The 22,636-nt window shown below is 64.5% G+C and carries 19 protein-coding genes; 12 read left to right on the forward strand and 7 right to left on the reverse strand.

Going from position 1 to position 22,636, the window contains the following annotated elements; all coding sequences use genetic code 11:
- Window positions 1-52: 52 nt before the first annotated feature.
- Together pyk and C7W88_RS06900 are read left to right on the forward strand one after the other, a co-directional pair.
- On the forward strand, window positions 53-1,504 hold the full coding sequence (gene pyk, locus C7W88_RS06895) for a pyruvate kinase (protein WP_205525268.1): 1,452 nt from the start codon (window positions 53-55) through the stop codon (window positions 1,502-1,504).
- 160 nt (window positions 1,505-1,664) lie between these two features.
- Entirely contained in the window at window positions 1,665-3,947 is a 2,283-nt protein-coding gene (locus tag C7W88_RS06900) for a TonB-dependent receptor (RefSeq protein WP_205525269.1), read from the forward strand.
- A 37-nt stretch (window positions 3,948-3,984) separates the two neighbouring features.
- On the opposite strand, the gene C7W88_RS06905 is transcribed toward C7W88_RS06900, so the two are convergent.
- Together C7W88_RS06905 and C7W88_RS06910 are read right to left on the reverse strand one after the other, a co-directional pair.
- Window positions 3,985-5,280, reverse strand: coding sequence for a GGDEF domain-containing protein (locus C7W88_RS06905; RefSeq protein WP_118072998.1), 1,296 nt, complete (start codon window positions 5,278-5,280; stop codon window positions 3,985-3,987).
- Window positions 5,281-5,401: 121 nt separating this feature from the next.
- Entirely contained in the window at window positions 5,402-6,067 is a 666-nt protein-coding gene (locus C7W88_RS06910) for a YggS family pyridoxal phosphate-dependent enzyme (RefSeq protein WP_118072999.1), read from the reverse strand.
- Window positions 6,068-6,089: 22 nt separating this feature from the next.
- Here C7W88_RS06910 and C7W88_RS06915 point away from each other — a divergent pair, with 22 nt between their 5' ends.
- From C7W88_RS06915 to bioD, 6 genes are all read left to right on the forward strand, one after another.
- Complete coding sequence (locus C7W88_RS06915) at window positions 6,090-6,623, forward strand: thiamine phosphate synthase (RefSeq protein WP_240344870.1); 534 nt, start codon at window positions 6,090-6,092, stop codon at window positions 6,621-6,623.
- Window positions 6,624-6,718: 95 nt separating this feature from the next.
- Complete coding sequence (locus tag C7W88_RS06920; protein ID WP_118073000.1) at window positions 6,719-9,145, forward strand: DNA translocase FtsK 4TM domain-containing protein; 2,427 nt, start codon at window positions 6,719-6,721, stop codon at window positions 9,143-9,145.
- Window positions 9,146-9,261: 116 nt separating this feature from the next.
- Complete coding sequence (locus C7W88_RS24515; protein WP_118073001.1) at window positions 9,262-10,965, forward strand: diguanylate cyclase; 1,704 nt, start codon at window positions 9,262-9,264, stop codon at window positions 10,963-10,965.
- Between the two features lie 133 nt (window positions 10,966-11,098).
- Complete coding sequence (bioB, locus tag C7W88_RS06930; RefSeq protein WP_205525271.1) at window positions 11,099-12,166, forward strand: biotin synthase BioB; 1,068 nt, start codon at window positions 11,099-11,101, stop codon at window positions 12,164-12,166.
- A complete protein-coding gene (locus C7W88_RS06935) occupies window positions 12,166-13,314 on the forward strand; it encodes an 8-amino-7-oxononanoate synthase (RefSeq protein WP_118073003.1) in 1,149 nt (382 codons plus the stop codon). The genes bioB and C7W88_RS06935 overlap by 1 nt, the downstream gene beginning before the upstream one ends.
- Window positions 13,311-13,931 carry a dethiobiotin synthase gene (gene bioD / locus C7W88_RS06940; RefSeq protein WP_118073004.1) on the forward strand — a complete coding sequence of 207 codons (621 nt, stop codon included), beginning with the start codon at window positions 13,311-13,313 and terminating at the stop codon, window positions 13,929-13,931. The genes C7W88_RS06935 and bioD overlap by 4 nt, the downstream gene beginning before the upstream one ends.
- A gap of 53 nt (window positions 13,932-13,984) precedes the next feature.
- Here bioD and C7W88_RS06945 read toward each other — a convergent pair whose 3' ends face one another.
- Genes C7W88_RS06945 through C7W88_RS06960 form a run of 4 tightly spaced genes read right to left on the reverse strand, consistent with a single transcriptional unit; the run spans window position 13,985 to window position 17,990 of the window.
- A complete protein-coding gene (locus tag C7W88_RS06945) occupies window positions 13,985-14,776 on the reverse strand; it encodes a cyclase family protein (RefSeq protein ID WP_118073005.1) in 792 nt (263 codons plus the stop codon).
- On the reverse strand, window positions 14,773-15,930 hold the full coding sequence (locus C7W88_RS06950; protein WP_118073006.1) for a S9 family peptidase: 1,158 nt from the start codon (window positions 15,928-15,930) through the stop codon (window positions 14,773-14,775). The genes C7W88_RS06945 and C7W88_RS06950 overlap by 4 nt, the downstream gene beginning before the upstream one ends.
- Before the next feature lie 3 nt (window positions 15,931-15,933).
- Window positions 15,934-16,848, reverse strand: coding sequence for a VOC family protein (locus C7W88_RS06955; RefSeq protein WP_118073007.1), 915 nt, complete (start codon window positions 16,846-16,848; stop codon window positions 15,934-15,936).
- Window positions 16,849-16,874: 26 nt separating this feature from the next.
- Window positions 16,875-17,990, reverse strand: a complete 1,116-nt coding sequence (locus tag C7W88_RS06960; protein WP_118073008.1) for an FAD-dependent oxidoreductase — start codon at window positions 17,988-17,990, stop codon at window positions 16,875-16,877.
- 241 nt (window positions 17,991-18,231) lie between these two features.
- Here C7W88_RS06960 and C7W88_RS06965 point away from each other — a divergent pair, with 241 nt between their 5' ends.
- Together C7W88_RS06965 and C7W88_RS06970 are read left to right on the forward strand one after the other, a co-directional pair.
- A complete protein-coding gene (locus tag C7W88_RS06965; RefSeq protein ID WP_118073009.1) occupies window positions 18,232-19,434 on the forward strand; it encodes an MFS transporter in 1,203 nt (400 codons plus the stop codon).
- The gene (locus C7W88_RS06970) at window positions 19,434-19,862 is read left to right on the forward strand and encodes a nuclear transport factor 2 family protein (protein ID WP_118073010.1); all 429 of its coding nucleotides are present in this window, start codon (window positions 19,434-19,436) and stop codon (window positions 19,860-19,862) included. Before C7W88_RS06965 ends, C7W88_RS06970 begins: the two co-directional genes overlap by 1 nt.
- Window positions 19,863-19,898: 36 nt before the next feature.
- Here C7W88_RS06970 and C7W88_RS06975 read toward each other — a convergent pair whose 3' ends face one another.
- Window positions 19,899-20,921, reverse strand: a complete 1,023-nt coding sequence (locus C7W88_RS06975; RefSeq protein WP_118074636.1) for an aromatic ring-hydroxylating dioxygenase subunit alpha — start codon at window positions 20,919-20,921, stop codon at window positions 19,899-19,901.
- A 65-nt stretch (window positions 20,922-20,986) separates the two neighbouring features.
- On the opposite strand from C7W88_RS06975, the gene C7W88_RS06980 reads away from it, so the two are divergent.
- Complete coding sequence (locus tag C7W88_RS06980; protein ID WP_118073011.1) at window positions 20,987-21,607, forward strand: TetR/AcrR family transcriptional regulator; 621 nt, start codon at window positions 20,987-20,989, stop codon at window positions 21,605-21,607.
- 78 nt (window positions 21,608-21,685) lie between these two features.
- On the forward strand, window positions 21,686-22,603 hold the full coding sequence (locus tag C7W88_RS06985; RefSeq protein WP_118073012.1) for an SDR family oxidoreductase: 918 nt from the start codon (window positions 21,686-21,688) through the stop codon (window positions 22,601-22,603).
- The last annotated feature ends 33 nt before the right edge of the window (window positions 22,604-22,636 follow it).

Genomic DNA, 22,636 nt, shown 5'->3' on the forward strand with positions numbered 1-22,636 from the left:
AATGGCATGGGCCATAGCGCATCGCGGAAGATTCATAAGGAGTACCAAAGCCGTGGCCAAGCTCGATCCTCGCGGACGGAAAGTGAAGATCCTCGCCACGGTAGGTCCCGCCAGCCGCGAGCCGGAGATGCTGGAGAAGCTCTTCCGCGCTGGGGCCGATGCGTTTCGTGTGAACATGAGCCATGGCGAACACGCCACCCATGCCGAGACGATCGCCAATATCCGCGCGCTCGAGAAGAAGGTGAACCGCCCGATCACGATCCTGTGCGACCTGCAGGGGCCGAAGCTGCGCGTGGGCAAGTTCAAGGAAGGCCGCGCGGTGATCCGCCACTCCGGACACTTCACGCTCGACCGCAACCCCGAGCCGGGCGATGAAACCCGCGTGCAGCTGCCGCACCCTGAACTCTTCGGCATCCTGCAGAAGGGCCAGCGCCTGCTGATCGATGACGGCAAGCTGCGCCTGCGCGTGATCCGGGCCGATCAGAACGAGATTCTCTGCTCTGCCGAGGTTGGTGGGGTCATCTCCGATCGCAAGGGCGTCAACGTGCCGGATGCCGTGGTGCCGGTCCCGGCACTGACCGACAAGGACCGCCGTGACCTTTCATTCGCGGTGGAGCATGGCGCGGACTGGATCGCCCTGTCGTTCGTGCAGCGGCCCGAGGACGTCGCCGAAGCGCGCCGCCTGATGGGGGGCTACGGTTCGCTGATGGCCAAGATCGAGAAGCCCGCCGCCATATCGCGGCTGGAGGAGATCATCGAGCTTTCCGATGGCATCATGGTCGCGCGCGGTGACCTCGGCGTCGAACTGAACCCCGAGGAAGTGCCGCCGCTGCAGAAGCGCATCGTCGAAAGCGCACGCCGCCAGGGCAAGCCGGTGGTCGTCGCCACGCAGATGCTGGAATCGATGATCGAGGCGCCGACGCCGACCCGCGCCGAAGTGTCCGACGTTGCCAACGCGGTCTACGACGGCGCCGACGCGGTCATGCTCTCGGCCGAAACCGCCGCAGGGGCCTGGCCGGAAGAGGCGGTGACGATCATGCACCGCATCGCCGCGCAGGTCGAAGCCGATCCAGGCTATGGCGCGCGCGTCCACTTCATCGAGACCCTGCCCGATCCGACCACCGCGGACGCGCTGGCGCAGGCTGCGGCGAGCATCGCCAACACCCTGCCGATCGCCGGGGTGATCGTTTTCACCGGGTCGGGGTCGACCGCCCGCCGCGTGGCGCGCGAACGGCCCGGCGTGCCCATGCTGGTGCTCACGCCGTCGCAGAAGACCGCGCGCAAGGTCGGCCTGCTGTGGGGCGCACATGCCGTCAGCACCAAGGACATCGGCAGCTTCGAAGAAATGATCGCCAAGGGCAAGCGCATGGCGCTGCGCCATGGCTTCGGCACGGCCGGATCGCGGCTGGTAGCCCTGGCGGGTGTTCCCTTCGGCACTCCGGGCGCCACGAACCTGCTGCACGTCGTCACGCTGACCGGCAACGAGCTGGATCAGCACAGCTGACAATGATGTAAATCTGCAACGCTGCGTGTAAGATTTAATTGCTCACTTGAAAACAGGTTGAACGCTGGCGCGCAGCGGGCATTTTCGGCTCCACAAAATATAACGGGAGCTGAGAATGCTGAAGACAAGGAACAGGGTCGTACGTGCATTTTCCGGCGGCTTGAGCGCGATCGCTCTCGTCGCCACGGGCGCGGGTGTCGCCCAGGCGCAGGAGGCGGCGCAGGATCAGGAGCAGTCGGCGATCGACGTGCTCAACGCCGACATCATCGTGACGGCAACGAAGAAGAAGGACGTCGAAAACGTCCAGGACGTGCCGGTTGCGATCACCGCGTTCAACGCGCAAAGCCTGCAGGCGCTGCAGGTGCGCGATATCCAGACGCTGACCTATAGCGCGCCGAACGTCTCGCTCGACCAGGTCGGCACCTCGCGCGGGACCGCCAACTTCTCGATCCGCGGGCTTGGCGTCAACAGCTCGATCCCCTCGATCGACCCGACCGTCGGCGTCTTCGTCGATGGCGTCTACATCGGCGTGAACAACGGCCTGGTGTTCGACGTGTTCGATCTCGGCTCGGTCGAAGTGGCGCGCGGACCGCAGGGCATCCTCTATGGCCGCAACACCACTGGCGGCGCGGTGCTGATCAACACCGGCGATCCGACCCCGGATCTGCGCGCCAACTTCCGCGTGTTCTACGAAGGACCGGTCGATTCCGGGCGCGGATCGGGCAACTTTGCAGCGCAGGCCGTGGTCTCCGGCCCGCTGATCAAGGACGTGCTGAACTTCAAGATCGGTGGCTACGTCAACAACGACGAGGGCTATTTCAAGAACCTGTTCGACGGCAGCGACTTCGGCAAGGCGCAGACCCAGATCGTGCGCGGTGCGCTGGAATTCCTGCCGTCGGAGGCCATCCGCATGGTGGCCAAGGTCGAATACTTCAACAGCGAGGGCGATGGTCCGGCCGGCCAGAACCATGGCCTGTACAAGCGCGACACGTTCGACTTTGCGATCGACAATCCCGGCTTCTACAAGAACCGCACCTGGTTCGCGACGCACAAGACCGAGATCGACGTCGGCGACGGCAAGATCACCAACATCTTCGGCTTCCGCGACTATGACGCCTCGACTGGCGGCGACATCGACGCCAAGCCGGTGTTCGTCTTCCACTCGAACACCCTGTTCAAGCAGCGCCAGTACTCGGACGAAATCCGCTACAACAACCGCTTCGGTGCGCTCGACTTCACGGCCGGCGGCTTCTGGTTCACGCAGGACCTGCGCTACGACGAATTGCGCTTCTTCCCCTCGTTCATCAGCCCGCTGACCCAGATCGGCGGCGGTCGCCAGGACCATGACGTGCTCGGCCTGTTCGCCTCGGGTGACTTCGACGTGACCGATCAGCTGACGCTGACCGCCGGTATCCGCTGGTCCAAGGAAACCAAGGACGTGGCCGTCACTTATATCCGGCCCCGCACCAACTGTTCGGTCGTGGCCGGTACGTGCCCGACATCGGGCCGTAATTCATTGATCCCGAATGAGAACAACGGTTTCACAGACAAGCGCACCTGGGAAAACTGGAGCCCGAAGCTCGGCTTCCAGTACCGCTTCAACAACGATGCGCAGGTCTATGGCAACTGGACCCGCGGTTTCCGTTCGGGCGGCTACAACTTCCGCATCACCAATGCCCGCGCGTTCGAAGCCGTCGCTGCAACGCGCGGCTTGTCGTTTGACGAAGAGCAGGTCGACAGCTTCGAACTGGGCACCAAGTTCCAGACGCCTGACCGCAAGCTGACGCTCAACCTGGCGGCATTCCGCACCGAAGTTGGCAACATGCAGCGCGAGGTCAACGAAGGGTCTGCGGCCGGTGTTGCCCAGTCGATCTTCAACACCGCCGACGCCCGCATCACCGGCATCGAAGGCGAAGGTCGCTTCGCCCTGGGCAAGAACTTCCTGATCACCGCGAACTTCGGCTACATCGACGCCAAGTACACCAAGGTGCTGTTCGACATTTCGAGCGACGGCGTGGTCAACGACGCCGACAAGGCGCTCGACCTGCCGCGCACGCCGAAGTGGACCTATGGCTTTGGCGTGCTGGGTGATTTCCCGGTGGGCGAGGGCAATGCCATCGTCGCCCGCGCCAACTTCCAGCATCGCGACCGGTTTGCCTATACCGACAACAACTTTGGCTGGATCACGTCGTCCGACAACCTCGACGCCTCGATCAGCTACAAGACCGGTGGGCTGACCTTCACGGTCTATGGCCGCAACCTGCTCGATCAGGTCCAGCATGGTGGTGATACCCAGCTGGGTACGGCGGCGCAGATTCCGGTGTTCGGTGGCCCGCTTTCGACCGGCGTCGACCGGCCGTTTGCCGACAATCCCAAGGCCGGGACGTTCTCGCCGCTGGTGCGCGGACGCGTGCTGGGCGTGGAACTGAACGCCGACTTCTGAGGCAGTGGGCGCTGCGGGGTGTACTGCTCCGCAGCGGTCAGTTCTGGCGTGACTTGATCGTTGCCAGCCTAGGCGCTTCGCGGCCAGCGCGCTTTTCGGCAGAGATCACGCAGTTCTTGCCGGCCTTCTTGGCAGCATAGAGCGCAGCGTCGGCAATCGGCACGATGTCGGTTGCCGACGTTGCCGTTTCCGGGATGGTCGCGATGCCGAGCGAGGCCGAGATCCCGCATTCGTGACTGGCGCTCAGCGATTCGATGCGCTGGCGCAGGATTTCGGCCTTGTCCATCGCGTCTTCCAGCGAGCAGTCGGGCAGGATCGCGACGAGTTCCTCACCGCCATAACGGCAAACGACATCGGTCGGCCTGAGGCAACCCACGATTTGCGCCGCGACATCGCGCAAGACCGCATCGCCCTTGGCGTGACCGTGTTCGTCGTTGAGCTTCTTGAAGTTGTCGAGATCCAGCATGACCACGGCGGTGCTTGCCCCGGTGCGCGAACCGAGCGACACGAAGCGCTCCAGCGCGTCTTCCATGTAGCGGCGATTGTAAAGCCCGGTGAGCGGATCGCGCAGCGACTGCGTGCGCAGTTTCTCGCGCAGGGCAATGTTGGACAGGGCCAGCGACATGGAGTCGGCCAAGGCGCGGCCAAGGCGCCGGATTTCGAGAATGTCCTCGTAAGCGTCCTGCGTATCCGGATGGGCGATGATCAGCAGGCCGTGCAATTGTCCGCATGCCATCATCGGCATTTCCACTGTGGCGATCTCGGAAGGGTGGTGCGCACAGCACAGGGTTCCCACCGCTGGCGAATTGATATGCGGCTTGCCGCGTTTCAATGCCCAGCAGTTGGAAGGGGAGAGCATTTCGGGCACCCGGTAGCCCTCAGGCATGTCCCAGGCCCGCGCCAGATCCAGGCGATCGCGCGAGTTGTTGAACACGAACAAGGCCGCGCCATAACCGGGCAGCAACCGGCGTGCCGTTGCCATCAGGACTGCGCCCGCGTCCTCATAGGTTTCTGCCGCCTGCAGCATGTCGGTCATCGCGAACAGCTCTTGGATCTGTTCACGCGAATCGCGGGTGACGAGGAAGTTTGCGAGGTTTCGATTGCGCACCGATTCGGCGGCACGCTTCAGGACGATCTGCAACGCAAAGAGTGCGACCATGCAGCAGGCTGCCGCTATGGCGAGAAGGTCGTGGTATTTGTCGGCAACGACCATCGGCAAGACGACCGTGCACAGCACCAGCGCATGAGCGACGAGAGTCGCAACATGCACTTTCTCCAGCGCTTTCCCGTCGTCGGTCAGCTGGCGTTTATCCGATGTTTCGCGATCTGCCACAGGTCAGGCAACCTCCCATTATCGGGATATGCCGGGCAGTGGGGTAAGAACGCGTTTAACCCGCGGGCCGTAAGTCAACGGCTGCAACCGCTACTTGCGGTTTACCATCGTGTCGCCCGGTTCAGCGCGCTCCGAACAGCGCCGAGCCGATGCGGATGTGGGTCGCGCCCAGCTGCACTGCCGTTTCAAAATCATCGCTCATGCCCATCGACAGGCGGTTCAGGCCATTGTCGTCGGCCAGCTTGTCGAGCAGGGCGAAGAAAGGCGCGGCCTCGATCCCGGCAGGCGGCACGCACATCAGGCCGATCACGTCCAGACCGGCTTCGCGGGTCTGCGTCAGCAGAGCGGGCAATTCGGCCACTGCGCAGCCGCCCTTCTGCTCCTCGTTGCCGATGTTGACCTGGACGAAGCAGGGCACCTTGCGGCCAAGCTTGTCTTGCGCCTTGCCTAAGGCGGTGACGAGGCTGGGGCGGTCGACCGAATGGATGCAATCGAACAGGGCAATCGCGTCTTCGGCCTTGTTGGACTGCAACTGGCCGACAAGGTGAAGCTCGACATCGGGATGGGCCGCGCGGATGGCGGGCCACTTGTCCTGCGATTCCTGGACGCGGTTCTCGCCGAACACGCGCTGGCCTTGCGCGATCAGATCGAGGATCGCCTCGGCGGGCTTGGTCTTGGAGATTGCGATCAGCGTCACCTCATCGGCCTTGCGCCCGGCGATGCGCGCGGCGGTGGCGATGCGCGAACGGACCTGTTCGAGCGGCGATGAAGGGACTGCCTGTTCCATGGCGCGGTGCTATAGCGCCACGATGCAAAAGCGCCAGACCATCGCGAAACAGGTGCCGCGACGCGTGCTGTTGAGCGATGCGCGCAACGATGCCGGGCTGGAGCGCGCGCTGGCGCGGCTGGGACGGGGAGATGCGCTGGTGTTCAGGCACTATCACCTTGTCCGTGCCGCGCGGCGCGCCCGCTTCACGACGCTGGCCCGACTGGCATCGCGCCGCGGCGTCATGGTCATCGGCGCCCGCGTCCCGAGGATGTGGCGTGTCGATGGCGTCTATGGCGCAGCCGGAAAGGTTGCGGGGAGCCCCGGCCTGCGTCTGGTCACGGCCCATTCGCTACGGGAAATCGCCGCAGCAGCACGCGCCAGGGCCGATGCGATTCTGCTTTCGCCGGTTTACCGCACGCGATCGCATCCGGGTGGCAAGGTGCTTGGGCCGGTTCGCTTCCTGATGCTGGCGAGGTATTCGCCAGTGCCGGTGATCGCGCTGGGCGGGATGACCCGGCAGCGCGCCGCACGGCTGCCGGTCCATGGTTGGGCGGCGATCGACGGGCTGGCCTAAACCCTTCACTCGTCGCAATTCCTGTCGGGATTCTTGACGGTGAGTCCCCTTCGGGCGCATGATGGGCGCGCAAGGGCAGGGATAGGCACAAGTTCATGGCAAGCCGGGCAGCAACCACCGCGCAGGCACGCGGATCGAACGCGCGAGGAGGCCAACGTGGTGCCGATTGGCGCGCCGTTCTGCGCCGCTCGCTGCGCCGCAGTCTGGAACTGCTCGGTGGCGGCATCCTGGCCGCGGCGATGGTGTTTCTGGCGCTGGCGCTGTTGAGCTATACGCAGACCGATCCGTCCGGAAGCACGGCTTCGGGCAGCCCGGTCGAGAACTGGATGGGCCTTGCCGGCGCATGGGCATCGGAGCGCGTGCTGCTGTTCTTCGGTCTGCCGGGCGCCCTGCTGCTTCCGCTCCTGTGGGTGTTTTCGCGGCGCCTGTGGGATTCGGAAAGCGATCTCATCGATCTTGACGAGGACGAGGACGAGGACGGGGACGCAGCGCCGCCGCCGAGCTGGTGGCGCCCTACGCTGCTGTTGCTGGTTGCCATGGCGCTGATTGGCACGGCGCTCTCGCTTTGGGGTGGCAGCACGTCGAGCCGCCTGCCTGCCGGGCCGGGTGGGCTTTCGGGCCTGCTTGGCGCAGCGGCGGTGAATGGGCTCGCCGGATTGGTGCCGCAGGTTTCCGCGCTGTGGTTCTCGGTTCCGCTTGGCCTTGCCTCGCTTGCAGGAGGCCTCGCCATCGCCAGCCGGATCTTTGCGTTCGACTGGGCCGGGATGCTCAGCCTGCCGTCGTTCCTGCGTCGTTCGCCGCGTCAGGTTGACCTCGGAGACCTAGAGGACGAAGCCACTGCCCGTCCGCCAAAGAAGGAGCGCCGCGAGAAGGAAGCGCGTGCGGCCGCCGAGGCCATCGACGTCGAGGAAGCGCTGTCGCAGCGCAAACCGACCGAGATCAGCGACCCCACTCGCACGCCTGCGCCTGCGGCTGCTCCGCCCAAGGCACGGCAGGGCGACCTGTTCGACAAGTACGAGCTGCCCTCGATCGACCTGCTGGTCGAAGCCCCCGCAGGCTCCACCCAGAAGATCGACAAGCTGGCGCTCGAACGCAATGCGCGCCTGCTCGAGAACGTGCTCGACGATTTCAACGTCAAGGGCGAGATCACCGCGGTGCGTACCGGCCCGGTCGTGACCATGTACGAGCTGGAGCCGGCGCCCGGCATCAAGGCCAGCCGCGTCATCGGCCTGGCAGACGATATCGCCCGCAACATGAGCGCGATCTCGGCGCGTGTCTCGGCCATTCCGGGGCGCACCGTCATGGGCATCGAATTGCCCAACGCGATCCGCGACATGGTGTCTTTCCGCGAACTGATCGCCTGCGAAAAGTTCGCCAGTTCCAAGGCCTTGCTGCCGATCATCCTCGGCAAGGACATTGCCGGTGAACCGATCGTGGCCGACCTTGCGACGATGCCCCACCTGCTCGTTGCCGGTACCACTGGTTCGGGCAAGTCGGTCGGCCTCAACTGCATCCTGCTCTCGCTGCTCTATCGCCTGACGCCCGCGCAGTGCCGCCTGATCCTCGTCGATCCCAAGGTGCTCGAACTCAAGTCCTACGACGACATCCCGCACCTGCTCTCACCCGTGGTGACCGAGCCGGCCAAGGCTGTCCGCGCGCTCAAGTGGGCGGTCGAGGAAATGGAGCGGCGCTATCGCCAGATGTCCTCGATCGGCGTGCGCAACATCTCGGGCTTCAACGACAAGGTCCGTGCGGCGCTCGCCAAGGGCAAGCCGCTTGGTCGCCGCATCCAGGTCGGCTTCGATCCCGATACGGGCGAGGAACTGTTCGAGGAGCAGCAGCTCGATTACGAAGTGCTGCCGCAGATCGTGGTCATCGTCGACGAGCTGGCCGACCTCATGGTCACGGTCGGCAAGGAAATCGAAGTCCTGATCCAGCGCCTGTCGCAAAAGAGCCGCGCCGCCGGCATCCACCTGATCATGGCCACGCAGCGCCCCTCGGTCGACGTCATCACCGGCGTGATCAAGGCCAACCTGCCCACCCGCATCAGCTTTGCCGTGACCAGCCGCATCGACAGCCGCACCATCCTTGGCGAACAGGGCGCCGAACAGCTGCTGGGCAAGGGCGACATGCTCTACAAGCCCAACACCGACCCGATAAAGCGCGTCCACGGCCCGTTCGTTTCGGACGAGGAAGTGGAGAAGGTCGCCGATCACTGGCGTGGTCAGGGCAGTCCCGAATACGTTGATTCGGTTACGGAAGAGCCGGAAGACGGCGGCTTTGGTTTCGACGACATCGACAGCGCCTCGGACAACCCCGAAGACCGCAAGTACCGCCAGGTCTGCCAGCTCGTGTTCGAAAGCCAGAAAGCCTCGGCCAGCTGGATCCAGCGCCAGATGGGCGTGGGGTACAACACCGCGTCGAAGTGGATCGAGCGCATGGAGGCCGATGGCCTCGTCGGCCCCGCCAACCACGTCGGCCGGCGCGAGATCTACCGCGACAAGGATGGCAACGTCCTCTGACCGCAACCCATGCACAAGTTCATGAATTTTCCGACATCGGAACTTAACCCCGATTTCGGGGCAATTCTTGTCAGGGATTAACGAGCTTCTAAGTTTGCTCAGGTAGCGCTTCATCCATGTTGGGTGGGTTCAGACGCTGGCTGTGCGTGATGCTGGTGGTCTTCGTCGGTCTCTGGTCCGCCGAAGGACAGGCCGAACCCGTGCGCCCCCTGTCTGTCTGCCATGCCGATGCCTCGACCGGCGAAACCTGGCAGACGGTTGCATCAATGCCGTCGCGCTGGCGCTGCGATGACAGCGGATGGTCCTTGGCGGAAGAGGTGCTGATCCGATTCGATCTCGGCAACGAGGATGGCCGCGTTCTCCCGCAAAGCCTTGTCACGCATACCGGCAACTTCGAACGGGTGGACGTGGGCCTGCTCGGGCAGGACGGCGCGATCCGCTGGTCCTACTTCTGGCCGGCAGACGTCCACCATCTGGCCGCCGGGCCGTACATGGTGATCCCGGTGGCCGGGGTGACCTCGGAAACGAGGGCCGTTGCCGTCAGGGTGGTGAAGCCCTGGGGCAAGACCATCATGAGCGAGATGCGGCTCGATGCCTATCCCGAAGGGAGCGGCTGGCCCTTGCCCCGGATCATCGTGATGGCGGCGATCTGCGGGATGCTGCTCGTGCCCCTGCTGATCAACACCGCATTCTACTCCGTCCTGCCCGAGCGCTATGTGATCTGGCATCTGGTGATGGTGGCGGCCATGCTGGTACAGGCTGCATTCGCCACCGGGTTTCTGCATATCTTCGTCGATGTTGGCGCGGTGTGGGAATGGCAGGTTTCGAACATCGCCTTCTCTACCATGGCGAGCGCCGCGCTGCTGTTTGCCGCAAGCTTTATCGAGGCTGACAAGCTGGCGCCGCGCCTGCGATGGCTGGGACAGCGCACGGCGCCCGCGATTGCCATCGGCGGTCTCATCGCCTGCCTGCCCGTCGACGCGATGAGGAGCCTTTCATCGCCGGCAATGCACCTGTTGATGGGTGTGGCGATTATCGTGCTGGCAGCCATGCTGTGGGATGCACATCGGCGTGGCAGCACGGCGGTCCGCCTGCAGATCATCGCCTGGACGCCGATTCTGCTGATCGGGTCCTGGCGCATATCGGCTTTTCTTCTTCCCGGCCTTCATCCCACCGAGGCCATCGAACTTTACCAGCTCGCCCTGGCCTTCGAGGTGCTGGTTACGGCCCTGGGCATCGTGAACCGCTTCGTCGATGTCAGGCAGGAGCGTGATCGTGCCACCGCACGCGCCATCGAACTCGAAGGCGTCGCCGACCGCGATCCGCTGACCGGCCTCAGGAATCGCCGCACGATCGAAAAGCGCTTCGAACAGCTTTTCGACCGTGGCTTCAGGACCATGGCAGTCATCGATCTCGATCACTTCAAGGACGTGAACGATACGCACGGCCATGCGATGGGCGATATCGTATTGCGGTCGGCTGCCGGTGCCTTGCTTGACGATCGGGACACCAAGGCGATCCGGATGGGGGGTGAGGAATTCCTGCTGCTCCTGCGTGGCCAAGATGCCGCAGCCCGTGCCGAGCGTTGCCGCCGTGCCATCGCCACGCGCGTTTCCACCGAAGTGCCCGGCCTTGACCGGATCGTCACGGCGAGCATGGGCCTGGTGGAGCACGACACCACTGGCAATCTCCAGATAGACTTCGTCGCGCTCTATGCGCGCTGCGACCAGCTCCTGTACGAAGCGAAGCGGCTGGGTCGCAATCGCACCATGCGGGAAAAGGTCACCGGCTTCGACGTGGCGAACCGCGCCGTGGCCTGACGGGAGCCGGCAAGGCCCGTTCCGCACCGTGAAATGCAAATTGCCGGTTTGCAGCTTTGCTAATTCACTTGAGCATGCGGCATGGATTTGCGCTATGGGCCGCAGAATTCGAAGACTGCGAAGGACTCCCGCCGTGCAAGATACCCTCATCCGCCAGCGCGAAACGACTGCACCTGCCGGTTCCGTCCGTACCGACTGGACGCGCGAGGAGATCGCCGCGCTGTTCGATCTGCCGTTCACCGAACTGGTGTTCCGCGCCGCAGAGGTCCATCGCCAGCACCATCGCGCGGGCGAAGTGCAGCTGTGCACGCTGCTCTCGATCAAGACCGGCGGATGCCCCGAGGACTGCGGCTATTGCTCGCAGTCGGTGAAGGCCGATAGCGGCGTCGAGGCGACCAAGCTGATGGAAGTGCAGAAGGTGCTGCAGTCCGCCGCGCAGGCCAAGGACAACGGTTCAAAGCGCTTCTGCATGGGCGCGGCATGGCGCAATCCCAAGGAGCGCGACATGCCGGCGATCATCGCGATGATCAAGGGCGTGCGCGAGATGGGCATGGAGACCTGCATGACGCTGGGCATGCTGACGCCGGGCCAGGCCGCACAGCTCGCCGAAGCGGGGCTCGATTACTACAACCACAACATTGACACCTCGCCCGAACGCTACGAGGAAGTCATCACCACCCGCACCTTTGCCGACCGCCTGCAGACGCTCGACAACGTGCGCAGCGCGGGCATCAACGTCTGCTCGGGCGGCATCGTCGGCATGGGTGAGACGCGGGCCGATCGCGTCGGCTTCGTCCATGCTCTGGCCACGCTCGAACAGCACCCGGAAAGCGTGCCGGTGAATGCGCTGGTGCCGATCAAGGGCACCGTGCTCGGCGACATGCTGGCGGATACCCCACTCGCCAAGATCGACGACATCGAGTTCGTCCGCACCGTGGCGGTTGCGCGCATCACCATGCCGCTGTCGATGGTGCGCCTCTCGGCAGGCCGCGAATCGATGTCGGAAGCGACGCAAGCGCTGTGCTTCATGGCCGGCGCCAATTCGATCTTCACCGGCGACAAGCTGCTCACCGCTGCCAATGCCGGCGACGATGCGGATGCCGCCATGTTCGCCCGCCTCGGTCTGAAGCCGATGGAAGGCGAGGAACCCATGAGAGCGATGAAGGCAGTCGGAGGCTGTTCGGGAGGCTGCGCGGCTTGATGGCTGACAGCGCGACCCGTACCGGATCGCTGTGGTCGGCACACACTGCCGATCTTGCAGCCCTTGGCGAAAAGGCTCGCCTGCGCAGCCTCGCACCCCGGCGCGGGATCGACTTTGCGTCGAACGATTACCTTGCGATGTCGTCATCGCCCCGGCTCGCGGCGGCAGTGCAGCAAGCCATCGCGCGCGGGGTGCCGCTGGGCTCGGGCGGGTCGCGGCTGTTGCGCGGCAACGATCCGGAGCACGAGCTGCTGGAACAGGAAGCGGCACGCTTCTTCGGCAGCGAATCCGCGCTGTTCTTCTCGGCGGGTTATGCCGCCAATGTCGCGCTGCTCTCCACCCTGCCACAGCGCGGTGACCTGATCGTCTATGACGAACTCGTCCACGCCTCGATGCACGAGGGCCTGCGCCTGACCCGCGCGACCTCGGTCAGTGCCGCGCACAACGATCCGCAAAGCTTCGATGACGCCGCGCGCGAATGGCGCGCCAAGGGCCACACCGGCCGCATCTGGCTTGCGTTCGAGACGCTTTACTCGATGGATGGCGACATGGCCGACGTGGCCGCCATGGCCATGGTGGCAGAGCGTCACGAGGCGATCATGCTGATCGACGAGGCCCACGCGACTGGCGTGTTCGGGCCGGATGGCCGCGGCATCGCCGCCACGCTCGATGGCCGGCCCGACACTGTGGTGCTGCGCACTTGCGGCAAGGCGATGGGCTGCGAAGGTGCGCTGGTCCTCGGTCCCAAGGTCGTGCGCGATTTCCTCGTCAATCGTGGTCGTCCCTTTATCTTCTCCACTGCGCCTTCGCCGCTGGTCTGCGCTGCCGTGCGCGAAGCGCTGCGGATCTTGGCGGACGAACCGCAACGCCGCGAAGCCCTGCTCGCGCTCGTCGCCCATGCCGAGCGCGTGCTTGCCCCGCACGGTGCGCTGCCTTCGGGATCGCAGATCCTGCCGCTGATCCTGCACGAGGACGCGCGGACCATGGCCGTCGCCTCGACGCTTCAGGCCAAGGGATTTGACGTGCGCGGCATCCGGCCACCGACTGTCCCGCAAGGCACCAGCCGCTTGCGCATATCGCTGACTCTCAACGCCACCGCCGCAGACGTCGACGCGCTGGGGGCGGCTCTTTCGGAGGCACTGCGATGAGCGCCTTCGTCGTTACCGGAACGGATACCGGCATCGGCAAGACAATCTTCTCTGCAGCGCTCACCGGAGCGTTGCACGCGCACTATTGGAAGCCGGTGCAGGCGGGGCTGGACGATGGCGCGGACCGCGACCACGTCGCGCGGCTGGCCGGTGTTCCTGCTGCCAACGTCCTGCCCGAGGCCTATCGCCTGAACACACCGTGCTCGCCGCATCGCGCGGCAGAGATTGATGGCGTGGTGATCGACCTGGCGCAATTGTCCCTGCCGCACGTGCGCCCGCTCGTGGTCGAGGGGGCGGGCGGGGCGCTCGTTCCCGTGACCCGCAATACGACATACGCTGATGTCTTTGCGTGGTGGAACCTGCCGGTCATCGTAGTGGCGCGCACCGCGCTCGGCACGATCAACCATTCGCTGCTGACGTTCGAGGCGCTGCGCTCGCGCGGCGTGCCGATTCACGGCGTGGCGTTCGTGGGCGAGGCGAACGAGGACAGCGAGGCCACGATCTGCGCGATGGGCGAGGTGAAGAGGCTCGGTCGATTGCCGATGCTGGACCACCTCGATGCGGCAAGTCTTGCCAGCGCGTTTGCGCAAGGCTTCTGCGTCCAGGATTTCCGCTAGTTTCCGCCCTCACCACTCCCCCGTCCAGGCAGCAGTGATGAGGGCGAAACTGGTCACTCCTCGAAGATCGCCACGGCGCGGACCCAGCCTGCCGAAGCGCCCCTGATCTTGTGGGGGAAGCAGCTGACCATGAAGCCGTCCGGCGGCAGCACCTCAAGATTGTGCAGCTTTTCAAGGTGGCAATAGCCGATGTCGCGCCCGGCCTTGTGGCCTTCCCAGATCAGCGAGGTATCGCCGGTTTCCTTGACCTTCTCGGCGGTGTGAACGAACGGCGCGTCCCAGCTCCAGGCGTCGGTGCCGGTCACGCGGATGCCGCGCGAGGTCAGGTACATCGTCGCTTCATAGCCCATGCCGCAGCCGATGCTGACATAGTCGGGATTGCCCACCGCCTTGCCGGCAGCAGTGTTGACCATGACGATTTCCAGCGGCTTGAGCTCGTGCCCGATGCGCTTGAGTTCGTCTTCCACATCCTGCGCGGTCACCACATAGCCATCGGGGAAGTGGCGGAAGTCGAGCTTCACCCCCGGCTGGAAGCACCATTCCAGCGGCACTTCATCGATCGTCATCGATGGCACCGGTTCGCCGTCCTTGCCGTCCATCGTCGGGTGGAAATGCCACGGCGCATCGAGGTGCGTGCCGTTGTGCGTGGTCAGCGTCACGTTCTCGACCGCCGCGAAGCCCGCGCCGTCCGGCGTCTGCTCGGGTGTCACGCCGGGAAAGAAGAAGCCCAGTTCGGGCATCGTCTCGCCATGCTTCTGGTATTCGATCTTGGGGCGCAGGAACGGCGGATCGGTGATGACATCGTTCTCGAGATAGATCGAAAGATCGACGAAACGGCGTGTCATGCGGTGTGTCCCCCAAGCGTCTCGGCGAACCAGTCGGCGATCAGGTCGCGGCCGTACGACATGTTGTCCGCGCCGACGTGTTCGACACCGCCTTCGCGGGCGGTGAAGATCACCTTCTCGCGGCGGGGCGAATTGATCAACTGGTCGTAGAGGTCGTCGGCATAGGACACGCTGATCTGGCGATCCTGCGCGCCGTGGGTGACGAGGAAGGGCACCTTGATCGATCCCATGTGCCCATTGAGGTTCATGTCGGTCGACTTCTCGAGGAACTCTTCCATCGTCTCGGCACCGAAAGCCCACATCACATGCGCCCAATAGTGCGGGACCGGGTTCTCGCCTTCGCGCTTCATGCGCTTGTCCTGCACTTCGCGCCAGTTGTGGTTGGCACCCCATACCGCGCCAGAAGCAAAGCGCGGTTCATAGGCTACGGCGCGCGGGGCGAAGTGGCCACCCAGCGAGATGCCTGTCATGCCGATGCGCTTGGGATCGACATCTGCCTGGCTCTCCAGCCAGTCCACCGCCTTGCTCGCCCAGTTCTCCGAATGCGGATCGACCGGGAGGCCCTGCAGGCGCAGTGCCTCGCCCGTCCCCGGCTGGTCGACGCACAGCGTCGAAACGCCACGACGGGCCAGGGCTTCGGGCAGGCGGCTCCAGTAGAGCAGTTCCTTGCAGCTATCGAGGCCGTTGCAATAGACCACCACCGGATGCGGCCCCGGCCCTTCGGCGCGGGTGTAAAGCGCCGACATCGTGCCGGTCGCCAGCGGGATTTCCACGCGCTCGCGGTTGATCTTGCCCAGTGCGGTCGACTTCGCAAAGGCGTCGAGCGCCTTGGCGTAAGTCTCCTTGCGGCCCGGCGCGCCGTGACCCTGCATGCGTTCGGCCACCAGCAGGTAGAGCGACGCGCGCTCCAGCTTGTTGGACGCCGAGAACGCGCGGCCCTTGGCCTCGTCCTCTGCGGCAAGTTCGATCAGCTTGTCGCCATAGGCGGCCCACTGTTTCATGAACTGCGGCGTGCCGGCATCGCCGCCATTGGCAGCGGCATCGATGATCGGCTGGCACATGTCGACGATTTCGCCGATCTGCCCGCCGCTCTCCATCGCGATCGAGACGGAGAGGTTCCAGATGTAGTTCGGGAACGGTTCGTAAAGCGCCATCGATCAGGCTCCGCCGACGAGTTCAGGCGTCTGGAACAGGCCCGGATTGACGTGCGGATGCGGCATCGTCTGCGGACCGCCCACGCCGATGCCCCACTGGTCCATGACCATCGGCGCAGGCGTGTGGACCTTGTGCTGGTGCGCTTCGAAGTCCACCTCTTCGAGATCCGAGGTGTACTCCGTGACGAAGCCACCCGGCGTCACGAAATAGCTGAAGGTATTGTTGCCGGCGGTGTGGCGGCCCGGACCCCAGCTGATGTCGATGCCCTTGATCTTCAGGCGGTGCGCACCGCGCATCATGTCATCGACCGAGAGCATGTCGTAGGCGACGTGGTTGAGGCACGCAGGTCCCGGCAGGATCGCGATGCGGTGGTGCGCCGAATTGCAGCGCAGGAAGCACATGAAATCGCCCAGCCAGTCGGAAACCTTGAAGCCGAGCACGTCGCAGAAGAACTTCACCGCTTCCTGATGGTTCGGCGAATGCAGCACGATGTGGCTGATCTTCACCGGCACGCCTTCCCAGCGCGCCAGTTCCCGCTTGGCGCCACGGGCCACGTCGCTCGAGACTTCGAACATCAGGCCATCGGGCGAGAAGAAGCGGAAGCCGTAGCCACCGCCGGGCGAGGTCAGATCGGCAGGCTCGCTGACGATCTTGCATCCGGCATCGGCAACCTTGGCGCGCAGTGCGTCGACATCGGCGCGGCTGTCAGCCGCAAGGGCGATCACGTCGACGCGGTTCTCGTTAGCGCGGCGCAACTGCACCACGTGGTGCTCGTCATGCCCCTGCGCCTTGAACCAGGCATGGTTCTGGTCCTCGCCGACCGGATCGAGGCCCCAGACGTCGGTGTAGTAGGTCTTCTCGGCGTCGAATTCCTTCACGCCATATCCGACATAGCGGATTTCGGTAACGCGGCTCATGGGATCTTCCTTGAAATGCGGGTAAATCAGATCGGCTGCGAGACGACGCCGAACATTTCAGCGGTCGCCTTGTGGTTGTCGACCGCGGGCCCCACGCCCAGCTGGCCGTGGCAGATGGCAAGGCTGCTCTCGACGATGTAGCGGCAGCGTTCGAAGCGGCGGTCGCGATAGGCCTTGAGCGCGGCTTCGACGTTGTCGTGGCGCTCAAGCTCTTCAGCGATGACGATGGCGTCCTCGATCGCCATGCCAGCGCCCTGGCCCAGGTGCGGCGTCGTTGCGTGGACGGCATCGCCCAGCAGGCCGACGCGGCCCTTGCTCCAGTCTCCACGCACCAGCATGCCTTCGAGCGGGCGGTAGACCACGCCCTCGTCATCGGTGATCTGCTCGCCCAGTTCGCGGATCGCCGGCGAGCAGTTCGCCAGCTTGGCGCGCATCGCGGCGGCAATGCCTTCCTTGGGATACCACGGCTTGCCGGGCTCGGGCGTGGTGACGTACATGTACATCACGTCCGCGCTCATCGGCACAAGGCCAACGCCGGTCGGGCCGTTGTAGACCTGCAGCGCATCGAGACCCTCGGGGCGCGGGAAGTTGTAGCGCCACACGGCCTGCCCGGTGAACACCGGCTTCTCGGCCTCGGGCAGGATGGCGTCGCGCGTCTGCGAATAGACGCCATCGGCGCCGATCACGGCGTCGTAGATGCCCGACGAACCGTCCGAGAAGGTCACGGCAACCTTCTCGCCGTCATCGACAATCTCATCGGCGGTGATGCCGAGGCGGATCTCGGTTCCGAGTTCCTTGGCGCTGTCACCCAGCACTTTCTGCAGGGCGCGACGGCCGATGCCGACGTTGGCGGGGCGACCTTCGACGAGGCGCGGGCTCGGTACGCGGGCGACCTTGGTGCCATCGGGCAGGAAGATCTCCACCGCGTCGAAGCCGCAGGCCGCATCCATGAACCTGTCGAGCACGCCGAGCTGGTCCATCGCGCGCAGCACGTTCGACTGCTGGATGATGCCCACGCCATAGACCGACCAATTCGGATCGCGCTCGATCGCGGTGACGGTGTGCCCCTTGCGTGCCAGGGCAATCGCAGCGGAAAGACCGCCGATGCCTGCACCGATGACAAGAATATCGAGATTTTCCATGCTATTATACTGGCCGTCCGCAGCAAACGGCCGGCCCCCTCTCGTTAAGCTGAATCAGGATCGGAAACGGGTCTAGAATGCCGCGACCAATACACCAAGCAAGTAATTTTTATGCCCTGCCATGCCTGAAATTGATGATTTGCCATCCAGTCCATTAGCTTGACTCGCAGGTTGCGCGAAGGGATACCGATTGAGAATAAAGGTTCTAGAATGCGGCTGACATGTGCCGCAGGGAGAATAGATGACCACCTCAGCCAGGCGCCAACCGGGCATTCCGCAAGGCCTCACCATAGTTCTGACCGGCTTCCTGCCGATCGTCGCGATCGTGTCGATGTTCCCGGCAGTGCCCGCCATGATCGCGCATTTCGCCGGCGATCCTTCCGCGCCGACCAAGGTGCCGGCCATGGTCTCGGCACCCGGTCTGACGGTCGCGATCCTTGCCCTGTTCGCGGGCCTGCTCGTCGACAAGTTCGGTCGTCGCCGCCTGCTGCTTTGGTCCACGGGACTCTATGGCTTCGTCGGCATGGCACCGATGCTGCTCGACAATCTCGACCACATCTACGCATCGCGCTTGCTGCTGGGTGTCGCAGAAGCGGCGATCCTCACCACGGTCAACACTCTGATCGGAGATTACTGGGACGAAAAGGGGCGCTATCGCTGGCTTTCGATGCAGGGCATCGTCGGCCCGTTCTTCGGCAGCGCCGTCATCTTCACGTCGGGCTATCTCGCTTCGATGAGCTGGAACGCGGTCTTTGCGATCTATGGAGTTGGCTTCCTTTGCTTCTTCGCGATGCTCTCATTCATCTATGAGCCGGAAAACGACGACACCGCCCGCAAGATGCTGGGCATCGGTGCCGAAGCAAGCACTCCGTTCCCGTGGAAGGGTGTGCTCCTGTTCGGTCTCGTCACCCTGTTCGGCGGAGCACTCTATTATGTCTTCATCATCAATGGCGGCATCGTCTGGCAGGAGCTTGGCGTATCCGATCCCAAGGAAATCGGCCGCCTGACCACGATCCCGAGCATGTTCGTGATCGTCGGCGCGCTGATCTTCTGGACCACCGGGCGCCTCGGCGCGCGCACCCAGTTGACCATTTTCCTCCTGCTGCTCGGCTCAGGACTTGCCGTGATCGGCTCGGCCAGCGACTGGAAGGGCATGGTTGCCGGGATGGCCCTGCAGCAGACCGGCGCCGGCATGGCCGTGCCGACGCTGATCGCCTGGGCGCAGGGCTACCTGCCGTTCGAACACCGGGGCCGCGGCATGGGCGTATGGACCTCTGCGTTCTTCCTCGGCCAGTTCGTCTCGCCCCTGCTGGTCAGCATGGCCCGCACGTCGAGCGGCTCGATGCAGGGCGCGTTCCTGATCGCAGGTGGCCTTGGCATCGTGATCGCGGTGGTGACGTGGTTCATCGTTACCCCGCGCCAGGCCGAACCGGCGCTGGCCTGATGCGCCGCGTTTTGTTGGCGGCTGCGACCCTTGCCCTGCTGGGCAATGGTCCGGCCACCACCGATAACCGCCAGATTGTCGAGGACTTCGCGCGGCTGTTCTACGTCGAGCGCGACGTGCGCCAGGCCTTCGAGACCTACGTCGCGCCCGACTACATCCAGCATAATCCGGGCGTGCCGGATGGGCGTGAGGCTGCAATCGCGTTACTGCAGCCGATGTTTTCCGACCGCAACCGCAGCTTCGAGGTGCGCAAGATCATCGTCGATGGCGATCTTGCGGCGATCCACATCTTCGCCAGGCCTGACCCAGCCGCGCGCGGTGCTGCCGTCGCCGACTTCTACCGTTTGAAGGACGGCAAGATCGTCGAGCACTGGGACGTGATCCAGCCAATCCCGGAAAAATCGGCAAACGCGCACCCGATGTTCTGAGGGCGATGTTCTGAGCGCGCGCTGGCCGTGGCCGCCCTATTCGGCGGCCACCGGCTCCCCGGCTTCCGCACGGCGCAATTGCATCATCCGCCGGCGGACCCGGATCGCGCCGGCGTCCGATGGCAGGATTACCGGGCGCAAGTCCCAGAAATCGGCATCGCCCATCGCTTCCTGCTGGGCATGGAGCGTCGGATGGTCTTCCTCGAGGAACGCTTTCTCAAGCAGCGCATGGGCCTCGGGGGTCGGTTCGTGCGTGTAGAAATAGTGCGTCGACGTTGCCGTTTCGGGCGTCAGGATATGCGGGTCGCCCATGAGTGGCACGACGAGATCCTTGCGGTCCGTGCCTGATCGGGCAAGGCCGATGTACAGTGCCAGGTTCGACGGGGCATTCCAGCGCATGTGCAGCCACTGGTCGGTCTTCGCCCCTTCCGGCAGCATTGGCATGGCCCAGGCCGGCGGAGTGGAATTCGGCATCGTCCAGTTGTTCCAGATCGCGCCATTGTCTTCCTGGATCACCTCGTGCTCGCCGCAGGTCAGCAGCGCGCCGTTCGTGCCGAAGCTTTCGCGGTGGATGAATTCGGCATGGCTCAGGTCCATCAGGTTATCGGTGACCAGCTCGTAGCTGGCGTCCATCTTGATCACGCCACGATGCAGCGGCCTGTCATGGTCGATGAAGCTGTAATCCGGAATTAGCGCGGGATCAGCCTTTTCGGCATCACCCGGCCAGAACCACACGCCGGTATACTTCTCCACCACCGGCAGCACATCTACCTTGGCGATGTCGAGCGGCTGGCCGCTGAACGGATTGTGCGCGCAGTTGCCAGCGCCATCGAATGCCAGCCCGTGATAGCCGCAGCGCATCATATCGCCATCGCGCGCACCTCGGCTCAGCGGCACGAAGCGGTGCGGGCAGCGGTCGGCCATCATCACCAACTCGCCATCGGCCTTGCGCCAGATGACCCACGGCTTGTCGAGCAGGCGGCGGGCCAGAAAGCCACCGTCCGGTACCTCGTGCGACCAGCAGGCCATATACCAGCCATTGCGAATGAAGGCGCTCACGGTCATTCTCCCCAGATGTCGAATCAAATACACCAGTTGGTTTCTTTATATCACGGGCTGTCGCGATGAGAAGCCCGGTCAGTCGCAATCCGGAAGTGGTGCGCGCGCGCATTCTCGATGCCGCGCAGGCCGAGTTCATGGCCGAGGGCTTTGCCGGCGCCAGCACCAACCGCATCCTCGAACGCTTCGGTGGTTCCAAGCCGACCATGTTCCGCCACTTCGAGACCAAGCGCGCGCTGTTCGAGGCGGTGGTCGCGCGGATCGCCGAACGCTGGCGCGATGCGGTGGACATGGCAGACGTTGGCGATGCCGAACCACGCGAGTGGCTGGAACGCTTCGGCGTTCGCGCCCTGCGCTGGATCCTCACCGACGAAAGCATCTTCGTCGGCCGCATGGCCATCGCCGAGGGGCATCTCTTTCCCGAAGTGGGCGAAACCTACCGGCAGCATGCGGTGACGCCGCTCAACGACCTGCTCGCCGCGCAACTCGCCGCCTGGACCGCACGCGGGCTGCTTCACTGCGACGATCCGGAACGCGCGGCGCTCGCCTTTTTCGATTTGACGCTCGCCGGCATGGTCAGCCGCAAGCTCTATAGGGTCGATGTAAGTTTCGATGACGCATCGCTCGCCGACCATGCCCATGCCTGCGTCAGCCTCTTCCTCCACGGCCTCGGCAAGCCCGCCTGAGCCGCGGCTCGTTTCACTCCGCACGCTTGCCGACGATCATCACAATTGTTAGCCTGCCAAACGGAAGAGGAACGACACATGGCTGGCACGACGCGCGAATTTCAGGGAAAGACCGCCTTCATCACCGGCGGCGTGAACGGCATCGGCTTCGGCATCGCCCGCGCCTTCGCCATGGCCGGGATGAGCCTCGTCCTCACCTACCGCAAGGAGCAGGATCGCGAGGACGCCGCCCGCTGGCTGGCTGACAACGCCCTGCCACCGGCGCGCTACGTCCAGCTCGACGTTACCGACCGCGCTCGCTTTGCCGAAGTCGCAGCCGAGGTCGGCAAGATCCATGTCCTCGTCAACAATGCCGGCGTCAGCGTGTTCGGGCCGACCGACGAGGCGACCTATGCCGATTACGATTGGATCATGGGCGTCAACTTCGGCGGCGTGGTCAACGGCCTCGTCTCGTTCCTGCCGGGCATGAAGGCCCATGGCGAGGGCGGCCATGTCGTCAACGTCGCGTCGATGGCGGCCTACCTGTCGGGCCCGCAGGCCGGCATCTACACCGCCAGCAAGTTCGCCGTGCGCGGGCTGACCGAGAGCCTGCGCTACAACCTTGCGCCGCATGGGATCGGCGTGTCGCTGATGTGCCCCGGCCTGACCCGCACCAATGCCTGGACCAGCGCGCTCAAGCGGCCCGAAGGCTTTGCCGACAGCGGCTTCGCGCCTGCCGACGCGGCGGAACTCGAACAGTTCGGCACCGCCTTCGACCTCGGCATGGACCCGCTCGAGGTCGGCCAGAAAACGCTGCAGGGCATGATCGAGAACCGCGGCCTGATCCTCACCCACGGCGAATTCGCCGAGGACTTCGAGGAGATCTACCGCACCTCGCTCGACGCTCTGCCCAAGGAAGCCGTCCCCGAAGGCCGCCTCCATATCGAACGCCTGCGCCGCGCTGCCAACAAGGCGGCAGCCAAAGGGCAACAGATCGCTCTATCGGACCTCATCTGACGACAGAAAAGCGGTCAAAGAAAAGCGGGGCAC

It is taken from the genome of Novosphingobium sp. THN1 (assembly GCF_003454795.1).
Taxonomy (GTDB): domain Bacteria; phylum Pseudomonadota; class Alphaproteobacteria; order Sphingomonadales; family Sphingomonadaceae; genus Novosphingobium.

What these genes read in the sequence shown, in the direction of transcription:
- C7W88_RS06910 (WP_118072999.1), bottom strand. Translation starts at nt 6,067, where the DNA reads ATGGAACAGGCAGTCCCTTCATCGCCGCTCGAACAGGTCCGTTCGCGC.
- C7W88_RS06915 (WP_240344870.1), top strand. Translation starts at nt 6,090, where the DNA reads ATGCAAAAGCGCCAGACCATCGCGAAACAGGTGCCGCGACGCGTGCTG.
- C7W88_RS06920 (WP_118073000.1), top strand. Translation starts at nt 6,719, where the DNA reads ATGGCAAGCCGGGCAGCAACCACCGCGCAGGCACGCGGATCGAACGCG.
- C7W88_RS24515 (WP_118073001.1), top strand. Translation starts at nt 9,262, where the DNA reads ATGTTGGGTGGGTTCAGACGCTGGCTGTGCGTGATGCTGGTGGTCTTC.
- C7W88_RS06935 (WP_118073003.1), top strand. Translation starts at nt 12,166, where the DNA reads ATGGCTGACAGCGCGACCCGTACCGGATCGCTGTGGTCGGCACACACT.
- bioD (WP_118073004.1), top strand. Translation starts at nt 13,311, where the DNA reads ATGAGCGCCTTCGTCGTTACCGGAACGGATACCGGCATCGGCAAGACA.
- C7W88_RS06945 (WP_118073005.1), bottom strand. Translation starts at nt 14,776, where the DNA reads ATGACACGCCGTTTCGTCGATCTTTCGATCTATCTCGAGAACGATGTC.
- C7W88_RS06950 (WP_118073006.1), bottom strand. Translation starts at nt 15,930, where the DNA reads ATGGCGCTTTACGAACCGTTCCCGAACTACATCTGGAACCTCTCCGTC.
- C7W88_RS06955 (WP_118073007.1), bottom strand. Translation starts at nt 16,848, where the DNA reads ATGAGCCGCGTTACCGAAATCCGCTATGTCGGATATGGCGTGAAGGAA.
- C7W88_RS06960 (WP_118073008.1), bottom strand. Translation starts at nt 17,990, where the DNA reads ATGGAAAATCTCGATATTCTTGTCATCGGTGCAGGCATCGGCGGTCTT.
- C7W88_RS06965 (WP_118073009.1), top strand. Translation starts at nt 18,232, where the DNA reads ATGACCACCTCAGCCAGGCGCCAACCGGGCATTCCGCAAGGCCTCACC.
- C7W88_RS06970 (WP_118073010.1), top strand. Translation starts at nt 19,434, where the DNA reads ATGCGCCGCGTTTTGTTGGCGGCTGCGACCCTTGCCCTGCTGGGCAAT.
- C7W88_RS06980 (WP_118073011.1), top strand. Translation starts at nt 20,987, where the DNA reads ATGAGAAGCCCGGTCAGTCGCAATCCGGAAGTGGTGCGCGCGCGCATT.
- C7W88_RS06985 (WP_118073012.1), top strand. Translation starts at nt 21,686, where the DNA reads ATGGCTGGCACGACGCGCGAATTTCAGGGAAAGACCGCCTTCATCACC.